Source organism: Tessaracoccus sp. OH4464_COT-324 (assembly GCF_003932855.1).
Lineage (GTDB): Bacteria > Actinomycetota > Actinomycetes > Propionibacteriales > Propionibacteriaceae > Arachnia.
Genome location: NZ_RQYZ01000031.1, coordinates 1 through 18,844 on the forward strand (window position 1 = coordinate 1; position 18,844 = coordinate 18,844).

An 18,844-nucleotide genomic window follows, 5' to 3' on the forward strand; every position below is an offset into this window, starting at 1 on the left:
GGCCGGTGGGGATCCTGAGGTAGGCGCGGGACACGTAGCCCTCGCGGCCGTTGTAGGTGACCTTGGCCCACCAGTTTGAGGTGTAGGTGCCACGGATCAGTTCGCCGCGGGCCTGGCATTGCACGCCGACGGTGGTGTTAGGCGGCAGCTCGGCCAACGCCTGGGCCCACGTGTTGGTGCCGCTACGTAGGGTCAGGTAGTCGGTGGTGGTGCCTTGCGCCAGCTGGGAGCCGGGCCCGGGCTGGGGCGCGGGCGGTGCGGGCGGCGTCGTGCCGCACTCGGGCACGCCGGGCTGGCCGGTGGGGATCCTGAGGTAGGCCCGGGACACGTAGCCGGTACGGCCGTTGTAGGTGACCTTGGCCCACCAGTTGGTGGAGTAGGTGCCGTGGATCATCTCGCCGCGGGCCTGGCACTGCACGCCGACGGTGGTGTTAGGCGGCAGCTCGCTGATCCTGGACGACTGGGTGTTGGTGTCGCCCCGCAGGGTCAGGTAGTCGGTGGTGGTGCCCTGCGCCAGCTGGGTACCCGGCCCGGGCTGGGGAGCTGGCGCCCCGCCGCCGGCGAAGCTGTCGTAGATGCTCTGCGCGTAGGCGACGCGCTTCTCGTTGTGGCACACGCCGCAGCGTTCGAACTTCGAGCTGAACGCGATCGTCGCGTCCCGAACCGTGCTCGCGGCCTTGAGGTGCCTGAAGGCGTACGACTCGGTGGTGTTCAGTTCGTGCCAGAGGAAGTCGAGCTGAAGATCCAGCGCCCAGGGGTCTCGGCCCTGCTGGGCGGCGTAGTTTTGCAGCGTGGCCCAGCGTTCCCCGACGCTCCATTGGGCGATGCCGCGCCCGGGACCGCCGTACTGGACGGCTCTCGGGTTGATCGGGTTGCCGGATTCCTGGATCAGGTTGCCGACGACGCCGGCCGACTGCTCCTTGGTGAGGCCACGGCCGACGAGGTAGTCGTAGGCGGTCTTGTTGTTGTTTTGTGCGTGTGCGGTCACGGGTGTGACCAGCAGACTGGCAAACATCGCCAGTGCCGTCGCGACGACGGCCGTCACGCGAGTGATTCTTCTCATCATGCGGTCCTAGTTCGCTAGATGGTTTGCGGGGCCCCGACCACTGAGTCGGGACCCCTTCTGAGGCGTCCGGACGATTTGACCCTAACATGCACTCCGTGCAGCAAACGGGTCTTTTCTGAGAGATTTTTGGTGAACCTCTCAGAAAACTTTCGGCGACTGGTGGAGTGTCGACAGTTGTGAAGAGGGGTAATTGCCCGGGTAGCAGGCCAGGTGGCGGCTGAAACGGGCCCTGACTCTCAGGAATCTGGCAGCCGGGTTTGGTCCGACTGGCGGTGCCTCCCGGCCACGGGAACCCCGCTTCGGCGCCGGGGCGGGGCGCGGACGCCTGCCCCCCCGGGCGTGTGGGGTCCGCCACGACTTGTCGCAACAGGGCCTAGTCTGGAGCCGGGCGCCCGAGCGCCCGAGAAACGCTAGGAGCCGCGATGAAGCTGACCATCGTCGGGGGCGGAGGATTCCGCGTCCCGCTGATCTACAGCGCCCTGCTCGCCGACCGCTCGCCTGGGCGAATCACGGAGGTTCGGCTGCTCGACATCGACGCCGACAGGCTCGCCACCATCCAGGCGGTCCTCGCCGAGATGGCCGCAGGCCAGCCGGAAGCGCCCACGGTCGAAGCGACGACCGACCCCGCCAGCGCCCTCGACGGCGCCGACTTCGTGTTCCTCGCCATCCGCGTTGGCGGCACCTTCGCCCGGGCGCGCGACGAGCAACTAGCCAGCTTCGGGAACCTCATGGCGCAGGAGACTGTCGGCGCGTGCGGCATCGCCTACGCGCTGCGCACCATCCCCAAGGTGCTGGAACTGTGCCGGGAGATCCGTACCCACGCCCCCAACGCCTGGATCATTAACTTCACCAACCCGGCAGGGCTCATCACCCAGGTGATGCGCGAGGAGCTGGGCGGGCGCGTCGTCGGGATCTGCGACTCGCCGGTGGGGCTCGTGCGCCGGGTGCTCGCGACGCTCAAAGGTGCGGGCGTCGTCGCCGCCGACGTGCCGGACCCCTTCAGCGACACCGACCGCGTGGTCGTCGGCTACCTGGGGCTGAACCACCTCGGCTGGCTCACCGAGCTGCGGGTGGACGGCGTCAACGTGCTGCCCCGGCTGGGTGCCCTACCCGGCCTGATCGAGTCGTTTGAGGAGGGGAAGCTGTTCGGGGCCGACAATATTCGGTTGATGCGTGCGGTACCCAACGAGTACCTGCACTATTACGAGCTGCGTGTCAGGTCGGAACTGAGCATCCGCGAGCCCGCCCGGATGCGGGGCCACTACCTAGCCAAACAGCAGGCCCGCTTCTACCGGGAGGCGCGCACCGCCGGCGGCTCCCCGCTGGCGGTCTGGCAGCGGGCGCGCGCGGAGCGCGAGCAGACCTACATGGCCGTCAACCGTGAGCTGGCCGGGGGCTTCGAGCGGGCCGAAACCGACGTCGAATCCGGAGGATACGAGCAGGTCGCGCTAGCCCTGATGCACGCGCTGGCCAACAACCGCAGAACCAACCTGATCCTCAACACGGTCAACGACGGCGTGCTGCCCAGGCTGCCCGCCACCGCCGTCGTGGAGACGATGTGCCGGGTGGACGCAAGCGGCTGGCGCCCGCTGACCGGCTTCCGCCTGCGCGAGCACATGCACGAGCTCATCGAAAAGGTCAAGTTCTCGGAGGACTGCACCATCGCCGCCGCGCGCACCGGCTCCCGCGGCGAGGCCCTGGTGGCGCTGCGTAACCACCCGCTCGTCGCGAACTGGACGCAGGCGCGCAACTTCCTCTCCAGCGTCATCGAGGAGTACCAGCTCGACTACCTTCGCTGACCCAGGCCGGCAGGGCTAGCCGCCGCTGGGGCGACGGCTGGTGAGCTGCCACAGCCGGTCACGTTCCGCGCGGCGCCAGTTCGCGTCGCGTTTGCTCGGCGGGGGAGCCTCGCTGACGATTCCGTCGAACATCGTCACCAGGGGCCGCAGATCTTTGTCCTCGGCGGCGGCCCGGCAGGCGGAGTCGTTGATCTCGCCGCGCACCCCGTGCCAGTTGAGCTGCCAGCCGGCGTCGAGCGCCACCCGGTTCCAGAACACGCGCTGGGTGCGGCCGTTGCCGTCGCGGAAGGGGTGAATGTAGTTGAACTGGTCGTAGTGGTGGGCGAGCCGTCGCACGAAGCCCGCCCGGTTCAGGCCCTTCAGCCCGTGCTCGCGCCGTAGCTCCTCGGCCGCAAACCGTGATCCTCGGGGGATCAGCGCCACCGGCATGAAGCAGGCCGATCCCTTGTCGGACTTTCGGATGTCGACGGTGCGCACCTCGCCCGCCCACGGGTACACGTCCTGGAACAGCTGCCTGTGGATGGCGCAGAACTCGGCGAGGTCTCCGGTGGCGGGCGGGGGGTTCTCCATCAGCTGGATCAGCCGCGCGAAGGATAGGTCCCCTTCCGCCTGCTCCAGCTCGCCCTTCGTGCGCGCCCCGACCTTGTTTTTCAGCAGGCCGGTCTCTGGGTCAATGTATGGATCAACGAAATCAGAGGACGCCATAGCGCAACCGCGCCCGCGCCACCAGTTCGTCGGCGTCGATCCGGCCGGCGATGTACTCCTGGGCGTCCGAATGGCCAGCCGAACTGAGCGTCACTCCCTCCATCTCGCCACTGTGGATTGCCTCCGCGACGCGGCGCTCCCGCTCCGCGAGGGTGGTGAGGGGAACAGTTCGTACCAACGGGGTGCCTTTCTTGGACTGGGCACAATTTTACCGGCTCGTGTGACGGAAACCGAATCGCGCCACGCGCCTGAGCAGAGGTTTGGCTCAACTTTCGCCGTCGGCTCGGTGCCGGCCGACGAGATCGCGGATGCGCTGCCCGCGCGCGGGATGGTTGGCGAGCTGCACCAACGTCGGGTAGCTTGCGGTGCCCTTGGGCGCCTCCAGCGCGCCGGCCACCAGAAGCGCCGCGAGTTCCAGCCGTTCGGGCAGCCCCAGCCCCGGCAGCAGGTGCCCGAAGGCGAGGGCCGCGACGACGGTGTCGCCCGCGCCCACCGTCGAGGTGGCTGCCACCCGAGGTGCTGCCACCCGGGCAAGCTCGCCCTCCGCGGTGGCGGCGAGCAGCCCCGCCGCGCCGAGCGTCACCACCACCGTCGGCACGTGCCGGGTGAGCCGTCGGGCCGCAGCGGTCGGGTCGGGGGTGCGGGCGTAGCTCGTCGCCTCCAGCTCGTTGAGCACCCAAACATCCACCGCCTCGGTGGCCACGGAAGCGAGATCCCAGCGGCCGCTGGCGTCGAAGCCGAGCGACCCCAGAACCGTCGCCCCGGCGGCCCGCGCGCGGGTGAGCCAGGGCTGGCTGGGCAGCGCCAGGTCCACGACGACGGCCGGTGCGGCCACCGAACCTGGGGCAACATGGCTGCCGACGATGGGCCCGCCCGGGCGCTCCACCGTCACCATGGCCCGCTCCCCGTCGGCGGGGAACGCGATCGTCGTGGGCAGGCGCCAGCCGGGTTGGCGCTGGGAGGGGCCGCAGTCTATGCCGAGCCGGGACAGCTCCAGCACGATGCGCTCGCTGGCGGGGTCGTCGCCCAGGGGCGTGCACAATGCCACGCTCAGCCCGTAGGAGGCGAGCGCGCGGGCCTGGTTGGCGATGCCGCCCCACGTTTCCAGCAGGTCGTGGGCGTGGACCTCTTCCCCGGGGCCGGGCCAGTGGGGCAAGCCGGTGACGATCAGGTCCCGGAAGGCAACCCCCGCCACGAAGACGTCAACGTCAATCATGCTTCCTCCCCGCGTTCCCGGTGGTTTCTCCCCAGCGTACGCGGGGCGTTGGGGGGACGGGTCGCCGGGCCGGGCGCGAAGTTCAGGGGGGCGCGCCGGGTGCTTCGGCGGAGCTTGGGGGTGGCTCTATCCGGTGGGTTCGGCGGTGGGCTCGGCGGGAGCCTGCTCGGCGGGAGACGAAGCGCTCGCGGAGGGTGAAGGGCTGGGGGACACGGCCTCGCAGACGGTACCGCCGGGGGCGGCCCACTCCAGCGGGGCCTCCTCGACTGCGCCGCCGTACTCCGTGCCGACCAGGACGTCAACGACACCATCGACCCGATCGTCGTACTCGATGGTGGCGCCCCGGAACTGCGCCTGCACAAACTCCAAGACGGCCTGCTGCTCCTTGTTGCCGACGACGATGGTGGTCTTCACCCGCTGGTCGGTGTTGCCAACTTTGGCCACCTGAAATTGTCGGTCCTTCAACCAGCTGCCCACGGTCTTCGCCAGCCCGGAGGTGAAACCGCCGTTGAAGACTCGGACCGTCACGTTCTGCGGAACGATCGTTGAGGCCTCTTTAGTGACGCACGGGGTGGGCGATGGGGAGGGAAGGGGCGCGCTCAGTTTGCTCCAGCCCCAACTGGCTCCCCAGAAGAGCAGGCCGAGCAGAGCGATCAGCAATAGCGGGGTGCCTACCATGCGGAAATAGCACACGTCTTAGTCCTTCCAGCTTCGGTCGGTCTCGCTCAACCTACTGCACTCACTGCACATCGAGAATACGAGCGTGCATCGTTCCTCGTTGCTGAAGCGCTGAGCGGAGGGCCCGATGTAGGCCATCCTCAAGGTAAAGCTCGCCTCGCCAACGCACCACGTGGGCGAACAGATCACCGTAGAACGTGGAGTCTTCGGCCAGCAGGGTCTCCAGGTCGAGGATCCGTTTCGTGGTAACTAGCTCGTCCAGGCGCACCGACTGAGGCGGGATCGAACTCCAATCCCGCGGGGCATAGCCATGATCCGGGTACGGCCTGTTTTCGCCGACGCGCTTGAAAATCACGTCAGCAATCCTACCCCGACCGTTGACTAAGTAGACTGGGGCGGGTGACAGTGCAGAAGATTGTTGATGGCTACTCCTTCTCCGCGCCGGCAGCGACGCTGGGGGTGCTGCTCCACGAAGGCCAGCCCGTGCCTGAGGCGCAGGTCCGGATTCCGCTGGCCATGTTCAACCGGCATGGGCTGGTGGCCGGCGCCACCGGCACCGGAAAGACGAAGACTTTGCAGGTGATGGCCGAGGCGCTCAGCAGTGCCGGGGTGCCCGTGTTCGCGGCCGATATCAAGGGTGATCTCACCGGCCTGGCGGCGCCCGGCAACGGCAGCGAGAAGCTGCTGGCGCGCGTCGGCCCGCTCGGCCAGGACTGGACGGCCACCGAGTACCCCGTCGAGCTGTACGCGCTGGGTGGCGAGGGCCACGGCATCCCCGTGCGCGCCACCGTCACTGACTTCGGACCCGTGCTGCTCGCCAAGGTGCTCGGCCTGAACCAGGTGCAGGAGGCCTCGCTGGGGCTGATTTTCCTGTACGCCGACAAGCAGGGCCTGCCGCTGCTGGATCTGAAGGACCTGATCGAACTGCTGCGCTACCTCACCTCCGATGAGGGCCGCGACGAGTTGCAGGACATCGGCGGCATCTCCACCGCTACGGCTGGCGTGTTGCTGCGTTCGCTGGTCACGCTGGGCGAGCAGGGCGGCGACGTGTTCTTCGGCGAACCGGCCTTCGATCCGTCGGAGTTGCTGCGCAACGCCCCCGACGGCCGGGGTGTGATCTCGCTGCTGGAGCTGCCGAAGCTGGCCTCCCGGCCGCAGCTGTTCTCCACCTTCCTGATGTGGCTGCTGGCCGAGCTGTTCGAGTTGCTGCCGGAGGCGGGCGACGTCGAGCGGCCCAAGCTGGTGTTCTTCTTCGACGAGGCGCACCTGCTGTTCAGCGGCGCGTCGAAGGCGTTCCTGGAGGCCATCACCCAGACGGTTCGGCTCATCCGCTCGAAGGGCGTGGGGGTGTTCTTCGTCACCCAGACGCCGAAGGATGTGCCCGACGATGTGCTCGCCCAGCTGGGCTCCCGCGTCCAGCATCAGCTGCGCGCGCACACCCCGAACGACATGAAGGCGTTGCGGGCCACCGTCGGCACCTACCCGGTGAGCGACTACGACCTGGAGCGGGTGTTGCAGGAGTTGGGCATCGGCGAGGCCATCATCACGGTGATGAACGAGCGCGGCGCCCCCACCCCGGTGGCCTGGACCAGGCTGTGGGCCCCGCAGGCGAGCATGGATCCCGTGCCGGAGGCGCAGCTGAACCAGCGGGTGCTGGCCTCGCCGCTGTACTCACGCTACGCGGAACCGGTCGACAGGGAGTCGGCCTACGAGCTGCTGACCCAGCGCATGGCGGAGGCCGCCGAGCAGGCGCGGCTGGCTGCGGAGGAGGAGCAGCGGGCGAAGGAGGAAGCCGAGGCGGCCAAGCAGCGCGCGAAGGAAGAAGCCGAGGCGGCCAAGCAGCGCGCGAAGGAAGAAGCCGAGGCGGCCAAGCAGCGCGCCGCCGCGGAGAAGGAAGCGGCCCGCCAGCAGGCCGCTGCCATGCGCGAGTACGAGCGCCAGGCCCGCGCCGAACAGCGCCGCATGGAGCAGGAATGGGCGCGCCAGCAGCGCGAGGCCGAGCGGCAGCGCCGGGAGACGCAGAAGTTCGTCGGCTCCGTCGGCCGTGAGGTGGTGCGCGGCCTGTTCGGCATCCTCAAGGGGCGCCGCCGCTGAGGATCAGTCGCCGAGCCCGGTGCCGACGCTGCGAGCCGTCTCGATCCACGGGTGGTCGAGCGGCACCCGCGCCAGCTTGCCCGCCACGTCCTCAAGCGGCACCGGCTCAGCGCCCTCGCCCCGCGACGCCACCATCACGCCCGTGACCCCGTCGGCCACCAGCTGGGCCGCGGCCGAGCCGATGACGCTGCCCAGCAGCCGATCCGCCGCGACGGGGATTCCGCCGCGCTGCACGTAGCCCAGGATCGTCACGCGCGACTCCAGACCCGTCGCCGCCTCCACCTCGCGCGCCAGCTGGAAGGTGTGCTCCCGGTGGCTGTCCTGCACGCGTCGATAGTGCTCCTTCGCGCTCGCCTTCGCCTCCGGCGTGAGCGCAGACTTGATCAGCGACTCCGCAGCCTCCAGCGCGGTGGTGGCCTTGGCGTCGCGGGCGCCCTCCGCGATGGCGATCACCGAGAAGTTGGTGCCCTTCGCCTTGCGCCGCTCCACCGTCTCTACGATCGACTCGATGCTGTACGGGATCTCGGGCAGCAGGATCACGTCGGCCCCGCCCGCGATGCCCGCGCCGAGCGCGAGCCAGCCGGCCTTGTGGCCCATGATCTCCGCGATGACGACCCGGTGGTGAGAGTGCGCCGTCGAGTGCAGCCGATCGATGGCCTCCGTCGCGATCTCCAGCGCGGTGGCGAAACCGAAGGTGTTGTCGGTGTGCGCGATGTCCTTGTCGATCGTCTTCGGCAGATGCACGACGGGGATGCCCGCCTGGTGCAGCCGCAGCGCGTTCTTCGCGGTGCCGCCGCCGCCCAGCATCGCCAGGCAATCCAGCTTGTTGCGCTCCACCACCTCGGCGATCGTGGGGATCATGTCGCGCGGCTCGCCGTCGACCATCATCTTGTGGACCTTGTCGCGGCTGGTGCCCAGCACCGTGCCGCCGAGGGTCAGGATGCCGGAGAGCGACTCCTTGTCGAGGATGTCCCAATTGTCCTCCGCCAGCCCCCGGATGCCGCCGCGAAACCCGATCAGTTCCATCCCATGCTCGCCGATGGCTGCTTTGCCCAGCCCCCGGATCGCCGCGTTCAGACCGGGCGCGTCACCGCCGGCAGTCAGCACGCCAATACGTTTACCCATCGCCAACCTCCTTGTCGCGTCTAAGACGATACCGCGCCGGGTGGGGCCGGGAGCGGGTTTCGGCCAGCTGCTCGAAACCTGGATGCCCGGCCGCACGTCGGCGACGACGCGCATCAGCCAGCAACCCGACCCCACCGGACCACGACCCGGGCAGTCGCTCTAGGGTTGGGCCCATGACGCGCTACCAGATCGTTTTCAGCACCCGTGCTGGCACGACACGCCACGTCGCTCAACTGATCGCCGCAGCGCTGCGGGAGGCGGGCCACGAAGCCGTCGTCGCGGATGCGGCGCTCAGCCCCGAGCCGGCAGGCGAGTGCTACATCGTCGGCAGCTCCATCATCGCCAACCGCTGGAACCCGGAGGGGCTTGCTTGGCTGGAGCGGCACGCGGTGACGCTGGCGGGGCGCGTCGCGCTGTTCAACGTGTGCCTGACTGCGGCGGATCCTGACAAGCGCGCGGAGTCGCTGGCGCTGAACAGCAGGGCGGCGGCCATCGTCGCCCCGATCGCGAACGCTTCCTTCGCGGGCCGCTACACCCCCGAGCGCAGCCGGTGGTGGCAGCGGCTCTGGCTCAGGGCGATGGCTAAGCCCGCGCAGGATCACGTCGACCCCGAGGCCATCTCCGCCTGGGCCCGCGACGTGGCGCGGCTGGCCCGCTGACCCGCACCATCGTCGAGCCAGGTGATGGCGCCGGTGGTGCCGTCGAGCCGGATCAGCTGGCCGTCGCGCAGCCGGGTGGTGGCCTCCGGCACGCCCACGACGGCCGGGATGCCGTACTCGCGTGCGACGACGGAGCCGTGGGTCATCGTGCCACCCACCTCCGTGATCAGCCCGCCGGCCGTCAGAAATAGCGGGGTCCAGGCGGGGTCGGTGCCGCGGCAGACGAGGATCTCTCCGGGGCGCAGCCGCGCCGTCCGAGGGCTCGCCACCACCCGCACCCGGCCCTCGACCTGACCCGGCGAGACCCCCAGCCCGGCGAGGTTGGCGTCGGGGCTGGCGCCGCCGTCGTAGTGTGCTCGGCCGTCGCCGACGAGCACCACCGGCACGCGCCCGCGCCGCCCTTCTCGCTCCGCCGCGGCGCGCCTCCCGGCGACCACCGATTGCCAGGCGGTGTCGAGGGCCGGCTCGTGGATGTGGCGCAGTTCGTCGAAGTGCAGGTAGAACACGTCGTCGGCTTTGGCGAGGAGTCCGGCGGCGACGAGGTCCGCGCCGGAGTCCAGGAGCGCGCGCCGGGCCAAACCTAGAACCCGCACGAAGGTGAACTTCGGTGTCTCGCGCAGCCCGACGAGGTGGCGCGCCCGGTAGGCCAGCCACCGGTGGAGCCGGGGCCGGCCGAGGGCTGCGATGCTCTCGACGGCGGCCCGGGCGGCCTGCTCGCCCAGGGCGAAGAGGGCGGCGGGTGAGCTGTCGGCGGAAGCGACGTGGCCCGCCATGGTGCGTACCACGGTGGCGGGCTCGTCGGCCCAGCGAGGCCGGCCCAGGTCGATTTCTGCGGGGCCGCGCATCCCGTAGCGTGTGAGGAAGGCGTTGAGTTCGCGGCGGGCGGTGGCGGGGAGTGCGTCGGCGGCGACGAGGCGGTCCAACTCCTCGGGCGCGGCGGCGAGCAGGTCGCGCCCGGCTGGGTCGGCCTGCACTCGGCGGGCGCGTTCCCACAACTCCAGCCCCATCTCGGCGGTGACGTTGCCCGGGAGGCTGCGCAGCAGGGTGAGGCCCACGGCCTCCCCGTCGGGCAGTTGGGCGCGCGCTCGGTGAAGCAGGCTGAAGAAACACAGTTGGCCGATCAGCAGTGGCGGGGCGATCACCGGGGCAACCTCGCCGGGCAGTTCGCCCAGGCGTTCCAGGGTGCGCAGCCGGGCGGCGAGCCGGGCGCGGGGCGTCGGCTGGCGGGCGGCGTCGGCGAACTCTGCCCGGAAGCGTTCGACGCTGGCGTCGGTGACGCGGGTGGCGCGGCGGCGGGCGCGATCCGGGGCGAGCAGGATGCATGGCGCGCGCAGGAGAACGCGGGCCACTAGCCGGGCGAGGTCGCGGAGGAAACGGCCCGACGAGGTGAGCGGCTTGCGCGCGAGCCACGGCTCTGCGGCGAGGTCGCGCACGGCGCCGGCGATGCTGGGGTCGGCGAAGCTCAGCAGGTTCTGCAGCCGGCCCCCGATCGGGCAGCGCAGCGCGTCGTCGGCGCGTAGCCAGAGGCGGCCGCCCGCGGGGGTGTAGTAGCTGTTGGTGCGCCAGTCGAGGCGTCGGCCGAGGTAGCGGCCGCCGCCGGCGAGCAGCATGCGCCAGGCGTCCTGGCCGAGTGGGGTGATCGGGTCGAGCATCCCCTGGATCGCCCCGAAGCTGATCCACAGCGATTCGCGCGGCGCGCCGGGCGGCAGCGGGTAGAGGCTGGTGATGGGGCGGGTTTGCACCAGGGAGAAGTCGTCGCCGACCCGGACCCATTCGATGTCCTGGGGTTGGCCGAAGGCCTCGGCGACCCGTCGGGTGAGGGCCACCAGGTGGCGGAGCTGCTGGGGGGTGAGCGCCCGGCCGGCTGGCGGGGCCTCGGCGCTGAGGACGCGGTTCGTGGCGGTCTCGACTTCGTGGTGTTCCGGGGTCACCTGGCCGGAGACGAGCTGGTCTCCGAGCCCGGGAACGGCTTCGACGATGGTGCGGCCGAGGTGGCCGGTCAGGGGGTCTGCGGTGAAGGCAACGCCGGAGGCGTCGGCGGGTACCATGTGTTGCACGACGACGGCGAGGGCGACGTCGTCGTTCGGCACGTTGTTGCGGCGGCGGTAGCTGATGGCGCGTTCGGTCCACAGGCTGGACCAGCATTCCCGCACGGCTTCGACGATGGCCTCCTCGCCGGAGACGTTCAGGAAGGTGTCTTGCTGGCCGGCGAAGGAGGCGTCGGGCAGGTCTTCTGCGGTGGCGGAGCTGCGCACCGCCACCGGGGTGTGGGCCAGGGGCCGGAGTTGTTCGACGATGGCCGCCTTGAGCGGGCCGGGCAGGTCTCGGCGGAATGCGGCGCGGATCAGCCGGGCGGCTTGCTCGTCGGGGTGGCGGAGCGCGGCGGCGATGTCGGCGTCGAGGTGGTGGGTGGCGACGAACTCCCGGTAGTGGCTGGTGTCGAGCACCACGAACGGGGGGACGGGGAAGCCGTGGGCGCGTAGCCGTTGAAGGTTGGCGGCTTTGCCGCCTAGGCGGCCCAGGGTTTGTCTGGTGGGGGTTCCGGTGGGGTCGGGCATGGCCTTGCTCCTTCGCTGGTGGCACTCCCAGTTTGTCCTCAACGCTTGTTGAAGTCAACATCTGTTGAGGGCGGGTTAGGATTGGCTCATGCCCAAGCCCCGCGCCCGCGCCGACCTCCGCGAGCAGATCCTCCAGGCCGCGCTCGGCCTGTTTTCCAGCCGCGGCTACCGCGGCACCACGCTGCGCGCGGTCGCGTCCGCCGTCGGGGTGGACGTGGCGCTCATCGCGCACTACTTCGGCAACAAGGACGGCCTCTTCCGTGCCGCCGTCTCCTCCATCGCGCACACCCCCGAGGCCCTCGCCGAGTGCCTGACGCCCCCGCAGGCCACGCAGGGCCGACGCCTGGCGACGGCCTACCTGGGGCTGTGGGAGGATCCCGCCACCGGCCCGACAGTGTGCGCGATCGTGCGGGCCGCCATCGGCGACGACGACGAACTGGCCCGCGCCCGCGACGTGCTGCTGGGGATAGCGCGCCACCCGCGCCTGAGCGAAGCCATCGCGGGCAGGGAACACGGCTTCATGCTGGCGCTGGGCCAGCTGCTGGGGGTGGCCATCCAGCGGCACCTCGTCCGCTTCGCCCCGCTCACGCCCGAGGCGCTGCCGCTGGAGCAGCTGGTGGCGCTCGTCGCCCCGGCGGTGCAGAGCAGCCTGGAAGCCCGCCCGGACTGAGCTGTGCACTTCGGCGGCCGACCGGGCAGGATTGGGGCCATGCACATCATGTTCATCTGTCACGGAAACATCTGCCGATCCGCGATGGCCGAGCGCGTCGCCCGGAAACTGGCCGACGAGCGCGGCCTGGACGTGATCGTGTCCTCGACGGGGATCAGCTCCGAGGAACAGGGCAACCCGATCGACCACCGGGCCCGCCGGCTGCTCACGCGGCGCGGCTACCGGGCCGACGGCCACCAAGCACGCAGGATCACCGCGGAGAACTCGCGCGGCGTCGACCTATTCGTCGTCGCGGAGCAGCGCCACGCCGACCTGCTCGGCCGGCTCGGCATCGACCCCACGAAGGTGCGGCTGGTCACCGACTTCGACCCGGAGTCGACGCCCGGCGCGCCGCTGAAGGACCCGTGGTACGGCGACATGAGCGACTTCGAGGAGACCCTGGCGATCCTGGAGCGCGCGGTGCCCAGGATCCTCGACGAGGCCTGAGCCGCCCCGGCGGTCGGCGGACGCGGCCGATCCAGCAGAATTGGCGCATGGTCTACCCGCAATACATCCCCGCCACCGACCGCTATGACGGCGCAATGCCCTACCGCAAGTGCGGCGCGTCCGGCCTCCGCCTGCCCGCGATCTCGCTCGGGCTGTGGCAGAACTTCGGCGACGACAAGCCGATGGCTGTGCAACGAGCGATCCTGCGTCGCGCTTTCGATGCCGGCATCACTCACTTCGACCTCGCGAACAACTACGGCCCACCCTACGGCCAGGCCGAGATCAACTTCGGCACCATCCTCAGGCAGGACTTCCACGGCCTCCGGGATGAGCTGATCATCTCCAGCAAGGCCGGCTACGACATGTGGCCGGGCCCCTACGGCCAGGGCGGCGGCTCCCGCAAGTACGTGCTGGCCTCGCTCGACCAGTCCCTGAAACGCATGGGGCTCGATTACGTGGACATCTTCTACTCACACCGCTTCGACCCCGACACCCCGCTCGAAGAGACGATGATGGCTTTGGACCAGGCGGTGCGCTCCGGGCGCGCGCTGTACGTCGGCATCTCGTCATACTCCGCCGAGGACACCCGACGGGCGGCGCAGATCGCGCAGTCGCTGGGCACCCCGCTGCTGATCCACCAGCCGAGCTACTCGATGCTGAACCGCTGGGTGGAGCGCGGCCTGCTCGACGCCACCGACGAGCTCGGCATGGGCGTGATCGCCTTCAGCCCGCTGGCGCAGGGCCTGCTGACCGACCGCTACCTCTCGGGTGAGGTGCCGGAGGGCTCCCGCATGGCCCGCCCGGGCTCGCTGCCCAGCACGCACCTGAGCGACGCCAACCTGGCCCACCTGCGCGCGCTGAACGAGATCGCCGCCGAGCGCGGGCAGAGCCTCGCCCAGCTGGCGCTCGCCTGGGTGTTGCGCGACGAGCGGGTCACGTCCGCGCTGGTTGGCGCGTCGAGCGTGGGGCAGCTGGAGATCAACCTGGGCGCGCTGGACAACCTGGTGTTCACCGACGAGGAGCTGGCCCGCATCGACGAGCACGCGGTGGAGGGCAGCATCAACCTTTGGGCTCGCTCGTCGAAGTCGTAGTGGGCGCGCGGGTCAGCTCAGCAGATCCCTGAGGAGGGGGCCCGCGTCCGTGCCGCCGGAGTAGCCCTCCTCGACGAAGGCCGCGACCGCGTAGGTTTCGTTGTAGGCGATCATCCAGGCGTGGTTGCGCTGCTGGCCCTGGGCGCCGAACTGCGCGGTGCCGGACTTCGCGCCCAGCGCGATGCCCTTGAGTAGCTGGGCCGTGCCGTGGTCGACGACGGCGGCCATCATCTTGCGCAGCTCGGTGGCCTCCTGCTCGGTGAGGGGGGCCGCCGTCGACTTGGCCTGCTTGCCCTGCACCAGCCAGGGGATGACGGTTTCGCCCTTGGCCACCGACGCGGTGAGCGTGGCCATCGCCAGCGGCGACATCGTCACCTGGCCCTGGCCGATCATTGACGCGGCGCGGTCGATGTCGTTTTTGGGTTCGACGGTGCCGAAGAACGAGCGGAAACCCGCGTCGTAGTCGACGCCCACACCCAGCGACCCGGCCGCGGCCAGCAGCTCCTCGGCCGTCACGTCGGCCGAAGCCCGGGTGAAGGCGGTGTTGCAGGAGTAGGCGATGGCGTCGGCGAGGGAGATGTTCCCGGTGTTGGCGTAGCCGGGGTAGTTGTTGAAGGTGTGGTTGGCCACCTTGTGCTCGGGTGTGCACTGCACCTTGGAGTCGGCCGTCATGCCTTCGCGGAGCATGGCCAACGCAGACGCCAGCTTGAAGGTGGAGCCGGGCGCGTACTTGCCGAAGGTGGCGTGTGGGTAGGTGCCGGAGGCGGGCGAGTTGGCCGCGGCCGCGACCGCGCCCGTCGCGTGCTCGATCGCGACGATGGAGGCTACCCCCGTCTGGGTGGCCAGCAGTTGCTCGGCCTTCTCTTGCAGGTCGCGGTCGAGGGAGAGCTGGATCGGGCTGCCGACGGACGGGTCCTGCTGGAAGATCACCTGGGGCTCGAACTTCTGGGCTCCCTTGCGCGGCACCACCTCGATCCGCACCCCGGGCACGCCACGCAGCTGGGCGTCGTAGCGGGACTGGAGCCCGCTCAGCCCGACGGTGTCCTGCGGCGTCAGCTTGCCGCCTGACTTCTCGATCATCTCCTGGGTGGGGGCGCCGACGATGCCGAGCAGGCTGGCGGCGAACCCGTCGGTGGGCCCGACGGTGGAGCTGATCTCGCGCACGTGCAGCCCGGGCACGTCGGTGATTGTGGCGGGGATTTCCTCCTTGCGGAGGGTGGCCGCGACGACGAACTGCTTGGGTCCACCCGCGGCCACCTTCTTGTCGAAGGCTGCCGGGTCAACGTCCAGCTCGGTGGCCAACTGTTGGGCCGCCGGGCCCCACTCCTCCGGTTTTGCCTGGGCCTTGTCGATGCCTACCTCGTAGAGCGTGATTTCCTCGACGAGCGCGAGCCCGGTTTTGTCGTTGATGCTGGCGCGGGTGGGCTCTTCGACGATGCGACGCATCCGCGAGTTGGCGTCCAGCTTGGGTTGGACGATGGTGGGGGACCATTCGAGGCGCCACTGGTCGTTCACCCACTTGAGCGTGGCCTTGGATTCGAAGGTCCACGGCTCTTCGCCGACGTCGACGGAGTGCGCGAGGGTGAGATCCGCAGCCCGATCCTCGGCCCGGTAGCTGACCTCTTTCACGCTCACGACGGGGCGGATGCCGTCCATGCCGGCGTAGATGAGCTTCAGCTCCTCCTGGGCTTCGGCGGCGCTCGACTGCATCGGTAGCGCGCTGACGTCGAGCTTGCTGATCGCCCCGGCGAGTTCGGCGGCGCGCTCGTCGACGGGGGGCGCGCCCTCCGGGGGCTGTCCGGCGGCCGGGGTGATGCTGCCGGGACTTGGCGAGTCGGGGGCAGGGGAACAAGAGCCCAGGGCCAGTACGGCCGCGAGCGCCAAGGGCAGCCAGCGTCGGATCACAGTCAACCTCCTAGCGCAGAGTCTAGCTTGGCGATTATTGGCTGGGCGTGGGGTGAGATAGTCTTGAGAATTGGTGTCCGCTTGGTGCCGAGCGCCGAGACGCCGCGATGACCGCTGAACGAGGAAGAATCCCCTTGCACGAAATTACGTGGGCCGTGTGGCTCGTGACCATCGTCGTGATTGCTGGCCTTCTCGCCTTTGACTTCATTTTTCATGTTCGCAAGGCACACGTTCCTACGCTGAAGGAGGCCGCCGTCTGGTCGGCGGTCTACGTCGGGCTCGCGATCCTGTTCGGCGTCTTCGTCTGGTGGTATTTCGGCTCCATCACGGGCGTCGAGTACTTCCAGGGCTACGTGCTGGAGAAGGCGCTCTCGGTGGACAACCTGTTCGTCTTCCTCATCATCATGGGCAGCTTCAAGGTGCCGGCGGAGGATCAGCAGAAGGTGCTGCTGTTCGGCATCGTGTTCGCGCTGATCACGCGCAGCATCTTCATCTTCCTGGGCAAGGCCGCGCTGGACGCCGCGCAGTGGGTGTTCTACATCTTCGGCATCTTCCTGCTGTGGACGGCGCTGCACATGGTCATGCCGGAGAAGGAGACGGAGGATGAGGCGAACAACTTCATGATTCGCCTGGTCAAGCGGTTCCTGCACACCTCCGATCATTACGACGGCGACAAGCTGTTCACCTACGTCGACGGCAAGCGGGTGCTCACCCCGATGCTGCTGGTGATGCTGGCCATCGGCGGCACCGACATCCTGTTCGCTTTCGACTCGATTCCCGCGATCTACGGCGTCACCACCAACGTTTACCTGGTGTTCTCGGCCACCGCGTTCTCCCTCATGGGTCTTCGGCAGTTGTACTTCCTGATCGACGGGTTCCTCGACCGGCTCGTCTACCTGAAGTACGGGCTCACCGCGATCCTGGCCTTCATCGGCATCAAGCTGATCATCCACGCGCTGCATGAGAACAACGTCCCGTTCATCAACGGCGGTGAACCAGTACACCTCATCCCGGAGATCGACCCGTACCAATCGCTGGTTGTGGTGGCGGGGCTGCTGGTGCTGACGATCATCGCCTCGCTGCTCACCCCGTCGGGCCGGGTGCTGTCGACGGCGTCGGCCCTGCACCGGGAGGCCTGCTCCTATGTGAATCTCGATATCGCGCAGACCCCCGAGGAGCGCGAGGCGCAGTATCAGCGGATCCTGCAGCTGGAGGAGAAGCTGGGCCGCTACAAGGACAAGCTCATCGAGAAGCACACGAAGGACGACCACGACCAGGTGGTCGACCGGGCGCACGCGCTGCATGCTGCTGGCCGGTAGGTCGTCGTGTCGTGGCTGCGGGCGCTCAGGCGCCTTTGGCGGTATGCGCCGTTTCGGCGGCTGCTGATCCTGCGGCTGTTTGCGCAGGCGGCGGACGGCACGCTGCAGGTCGGGATGGCCAGCTATGTGCTGTTCTCCCCGCAGTCTCAGCCGGATGCGTGGGCGATTGCCGCGGTGCTGGCGGTTTCTCTGCTGCCGTTCACCCTCGTCGGGCCGTTCGTTTCGCCGCTGCTCGACGTGTGGTCGCGTCGCGATGTTGCGCTTTACACCGACGTGGCGCGCGCCGTTCTTTCGCTCGTGATGGCCGGGATGGTGTTGGCTGATTGGACGACGGGGCTGGGCCACGGGGTGCTGCTGGTTTCGCTGTTGGTTGCGCTCAGCCTGAACCGTTTCATGCTGGCCGGGTTGTCTGCGGGCATGCATCACACGGTGAGTGAGCGGGAGTTTCTGGCGGCGTCGGCGATCATTCCGGCGATGGGGCCGCTCGGCGTGGTGCTGGGTGGGGTGATCGGCGTCGGCATTCGGCTAGGGTTGGCGGGCCTGCTGGGGGCCAGGCAGGCGGACGCGGTGATCTTCACTGCGGCGGCTGGATTGTTCGTGGCGGCTGCGGTGGTGGCGGGTTCGTTCGCTCGGGAGGCGCTGGGCCCCGAGCGGCCGCGCGACGTCGGTTCGGCCGGGGTGATCTGGTCCGGGTTGCGTCAGGCGGCCGGGCATCTCAGGCAACGACCGGCGGCTGTGCTCGCCTTGGCCAACATGGCCGTCACCAGGCATCTCTTCGGCCTGCTGTCGGTGGCGATGATTCTGGTGGCGCGCAACCGGTGGCATTCCGTCGCCGAGGCGGACGCCGCGCTGGCCGATCTGTCGGTCTGGGGCGCCTGCGCGGGTGCGGGTTTCATGCTTGCGGCGCTGGTGGTTCCGTCGCTGGTGGCGCAGTTCGGCCTGCGTTGGAGCCTGCTCGGTTTGTTGGCCGTGGGTGCGTTCGCGATGGCCTTGGCCAGTTTTTCCGACCTGTTCGTCCTGCTTTGCCTGGTCGGCTTCCTGATGGGGTTGGTGACCCAGGCGGTGAAGATCTGCGCCGACGCGGTGGTGCATGCGCACGTCGATGAGGGGTTTAAGGGGCGCGTGTTCACGTTCTATGACGTGGGATTCAACGGGGCCTACGTGCTGGCGGCCGTGGCCGCGGCCTTCCTGCTGCCTTCCGACGGCGTCTCGGCGCCCGCCTTCGCGGCGATGTCGTTGACGTGCTGCGGACTTGTGGTGCTCAGCTCGTGGGGAATCGCGCAGGTGAGCGTCGAGGACTTCGAACGCGGCACTGAGGATATCGCCTGATCTTGTGCGGCGTTTCCGTCGTTGCGACCCTCTTGGGGTGCAATACTGCTTCCATGGTCCACGGATATTATGACGACGAGTACGACCCCTTGTCTCCTGCGCTGTATTGGTCTGCTGAGGAGGCTGAGGAGGAGGGGGTTCCGG

17 protein-coding genes are annotated in these 18,844 nt (G+C 69.1%); 8 read left to right on the top strand and 9 right to left on the bottom strand.

Features of this window, described 5'->3' with window-relative positions; all coding sequences use genetic code 11:
- On the bottom strand, positions 1-1,063 hold a 1,063-nt coding region (locus tag EII42_RS11715), incomplete at its 3' end, for a phage tail tip lysozyme (protein ID WP_158676500.1).
- Positions 1,064-1,488: 425 nt separating this feature from the next.
- Here EII42_RS11715 and EII42_RS11720 point away from each other — a divergent pair.
- Complete coding sequence (locus tag EII42_RS11720) at positions 1,489-2,865, top strand: 6-phospho-beta-glucosidase (RefSeq protein WP_125172327.1); 1,377 nt, start codon at positions 1,489-1,491, stop codon at positions 2,863-2,865.
- A 15-nt stretch (positions 2,866-2,880) separates the two neighbouring features.
- Here the strand turns inward: EII42_RS11720 and EII42_RS11725 are convergent, their stop codons facing one another.
- The 5 genes from EII42_RS11725 to EII42_RS11745 form a co-directional block, all read right to left on the bottom strand.
- A complete protein-coding gene (locus tag EII42_RS11725) occupies positions 2,881-3,570 on the bottom strand; it encodes a Fic family protein (RefSeq protein WP_125172328.1) in 690 nt (229 codons plus the stop codon).
- A complete protein-coding gene (locus EII42_RS13570; RefSeq protein WP_125172329.1) occupies positions 3,557-3,748 on the bottom strand; it encodes an antitoxin VbhA family protein in 192 nt (63 codons plus the stop codon). The genes EII42_RS11725 and EII42_RS13570 overlap by 14 nt, the downstream gene beginning before the upstream one ends.
- A gap of 87 nt (positions 3,749-3,835) precedes the next feature.
- A complete protein-coding gene (locus tag EII42_RS11735; protein WP_125172330.1) occupies positions 3,836-4,786 on the bottom strand; it encodes a carbohydrate kinase family protein in 951 nt (316 codons plus the stop codon).
- 126 nt (positions 4,787-4,912) lie between these two features.
- Positions 4,913-5,464, bottom strand: coding sequence for a LytR C-terminal domain-containing protein (locus EII42_RS11740; RefSeq protein WP_125172331.1), 552 nt, complete (start codon positions 5,462-5,464; stop codon positions 4,913-4,915).
- Between the two features lie 61 nt (positions 5,465-5,525).
- On the bottom strand, positions 5,526-5,819 hold the full coding sequence (locus tag EII42_RS11745) for a type II toxin-antitoxin system VapB family antitoxin (RefSeq protein WP_125172332.1): 294 nt from the start codon (positions 5,817-5,819) through the stop codon (positions 5,526-5,528).
- Between the two features lie 44 nt (positions 5,820-5,863).
- Here EII42_RS11745 and EII42_RS11750 point away from each other — a divergent pair, with 44 nt between their 5' ends.
- Complete coding sequence (locus tag EII42_RS11750; protein WP_125172333.1) at positions 5,864-7,558, top strand: helicase HerA-like domain-containing protein; 1,695 nt, start codon at positions 5,864-5,866, stop codon at positions 7,556-7,558.
- A 3-nt stretch (positions 7,559-7,561) separates the two neighbouring features.
- Here the strand turns inward: EII42_RS11750 and EII42_RS11755 are convergent, their stop codons facing one another.
- The gene (locus EII42_RS11755) at positions 7,562-8,683 is read right to left on the bottom strand and encodes a 6-phosphofructokinase (RefSeq protein ID WP_125172334.1); all 1,122 of its coding nucleotides are present in this window, start codon (positions 8,681-8,683) and stop codon (positions 7,562-7,564) included.
- Between the two features lie 173 nt (positions 8,684-8,856).
- On the opposite strand from EII42_RS11755, the gene EII42_RS11760 reads away from it, so the two are divergent.
- Positions 8,857-9,342 (top strand): flavodoxin domain-containing protein, encoded by a 486-nt coding sequence (locus EII42_RS11760; protein ID WP_125172335.1) that lies wholly within the window; start codon positions 8,857-8,859, stop codon positions 9,340-9,342.
- Here EII42_RS11760 and EII42_RS11765 read toward each other — a convergent pair.
- Complete coding sequence (locus EII42_RS11765) at positions 9,282-11,900, bottom strand: PEP/pyruvate-binding domain-containing protein (RefSeq protein WP_125172336.1); 2,619 nt, start codon at positions 11,898-11,900, stop codon at positions 9,282-9,284. The genes EII42_RS11760 and EII42_RS11765 overlap by 61 nt on opposite strands.
- A gap of 88 nt (positions 11,901-11,988) precedes the next feature.
- On the opposite strand from EII42_RS11765, the gene EII42_RS11770 reads away from it, so the two are divergent.
- Genes EII42_RS11770 through mgrA form a run of 3 tightly spaced genes read left to right on the top strand, consistent with a single transcriptional unit; the run spans position 11,989 to position 14,147 of the window.
- Positions 11,989-12,570: a TetR/AcrR family transcriptional regulator gene (locus EII42_RS11770; protein WP_125172337.1), complete on the top strand. Its 582-nt coding sequence runs from the start codon at positions 11,989-11,991 to the stop codon at positions 12,568-12,570.
- Positions 12,571-12,609: 39 nt separating this feature from the next.
- On the top strand, positions 12,610-13,056 hold the full coding sequence (locus EII42_RS11775; protein WP_125172338.1) for a low molecular weight protein-tyrosine-phosphatase: 447 nt from the start codon (positions 12,610-12,612) through the stop codon (positions 13,054-13,056).
- A gap of 47 nt (positions 13,057-13,103) precedes the next feature.
- Positions 13,104-14,147, top strand: a complete 1,044-nt coding sequence (gene mgrA / locus EII42_RS11780) for an L-glyceraldehyde 3-phosphate reductase (protein ID WP_125172339.1) — start codon at positions 13,104-13,106, stop codon at positions 14,145-14,147.
- 12 nt (positions 14,148-14,159) lie between these two features.
- On the opposite strand, the gene EII42_RS11785 is transcribed toward mgrA, so the two are convergent.
- The gene (locus EII42_RS11785; protein WP_125172340.1) at positions 14,160-16,052 is read right to left on the bottom strand and encodes a penicillin-binding transpeptidase domain-containing protein; all 1,893 of its coding nucleotides are present in this window, start codon (positions 16,050-16,052) and stop codon (positions 14,160-14,162) included.
- 134 nt (positions 16,053-16,186) lie between these two features.
- Between EII42_RS11785 and EII42_RS11790 the strand changes: the two genes are divergently transcribed.
- Entirely contained in the window at positions 16,187-17,371 is a 1,185-nt protein-coding gene (locus EII42_RS11790) for a TerC family protein (RefSeq protein ID WP_233558388.1), read from the top strand.
- A gap of 6 nt (positions 17,372-17,377) precedes the next feature.
- A complete protein-coding gene (locus EII42_RS11795; RefSeq protein ID WP_125172342.1) occupies positions 17,378-18,700 on the top strand; it encodes an MFS transporter in 1,323 nt (440 codons plus the stop codon).
- The last annotated feature ends 144 nt before the right edge of the window (positions 18,701-18,844 follow it).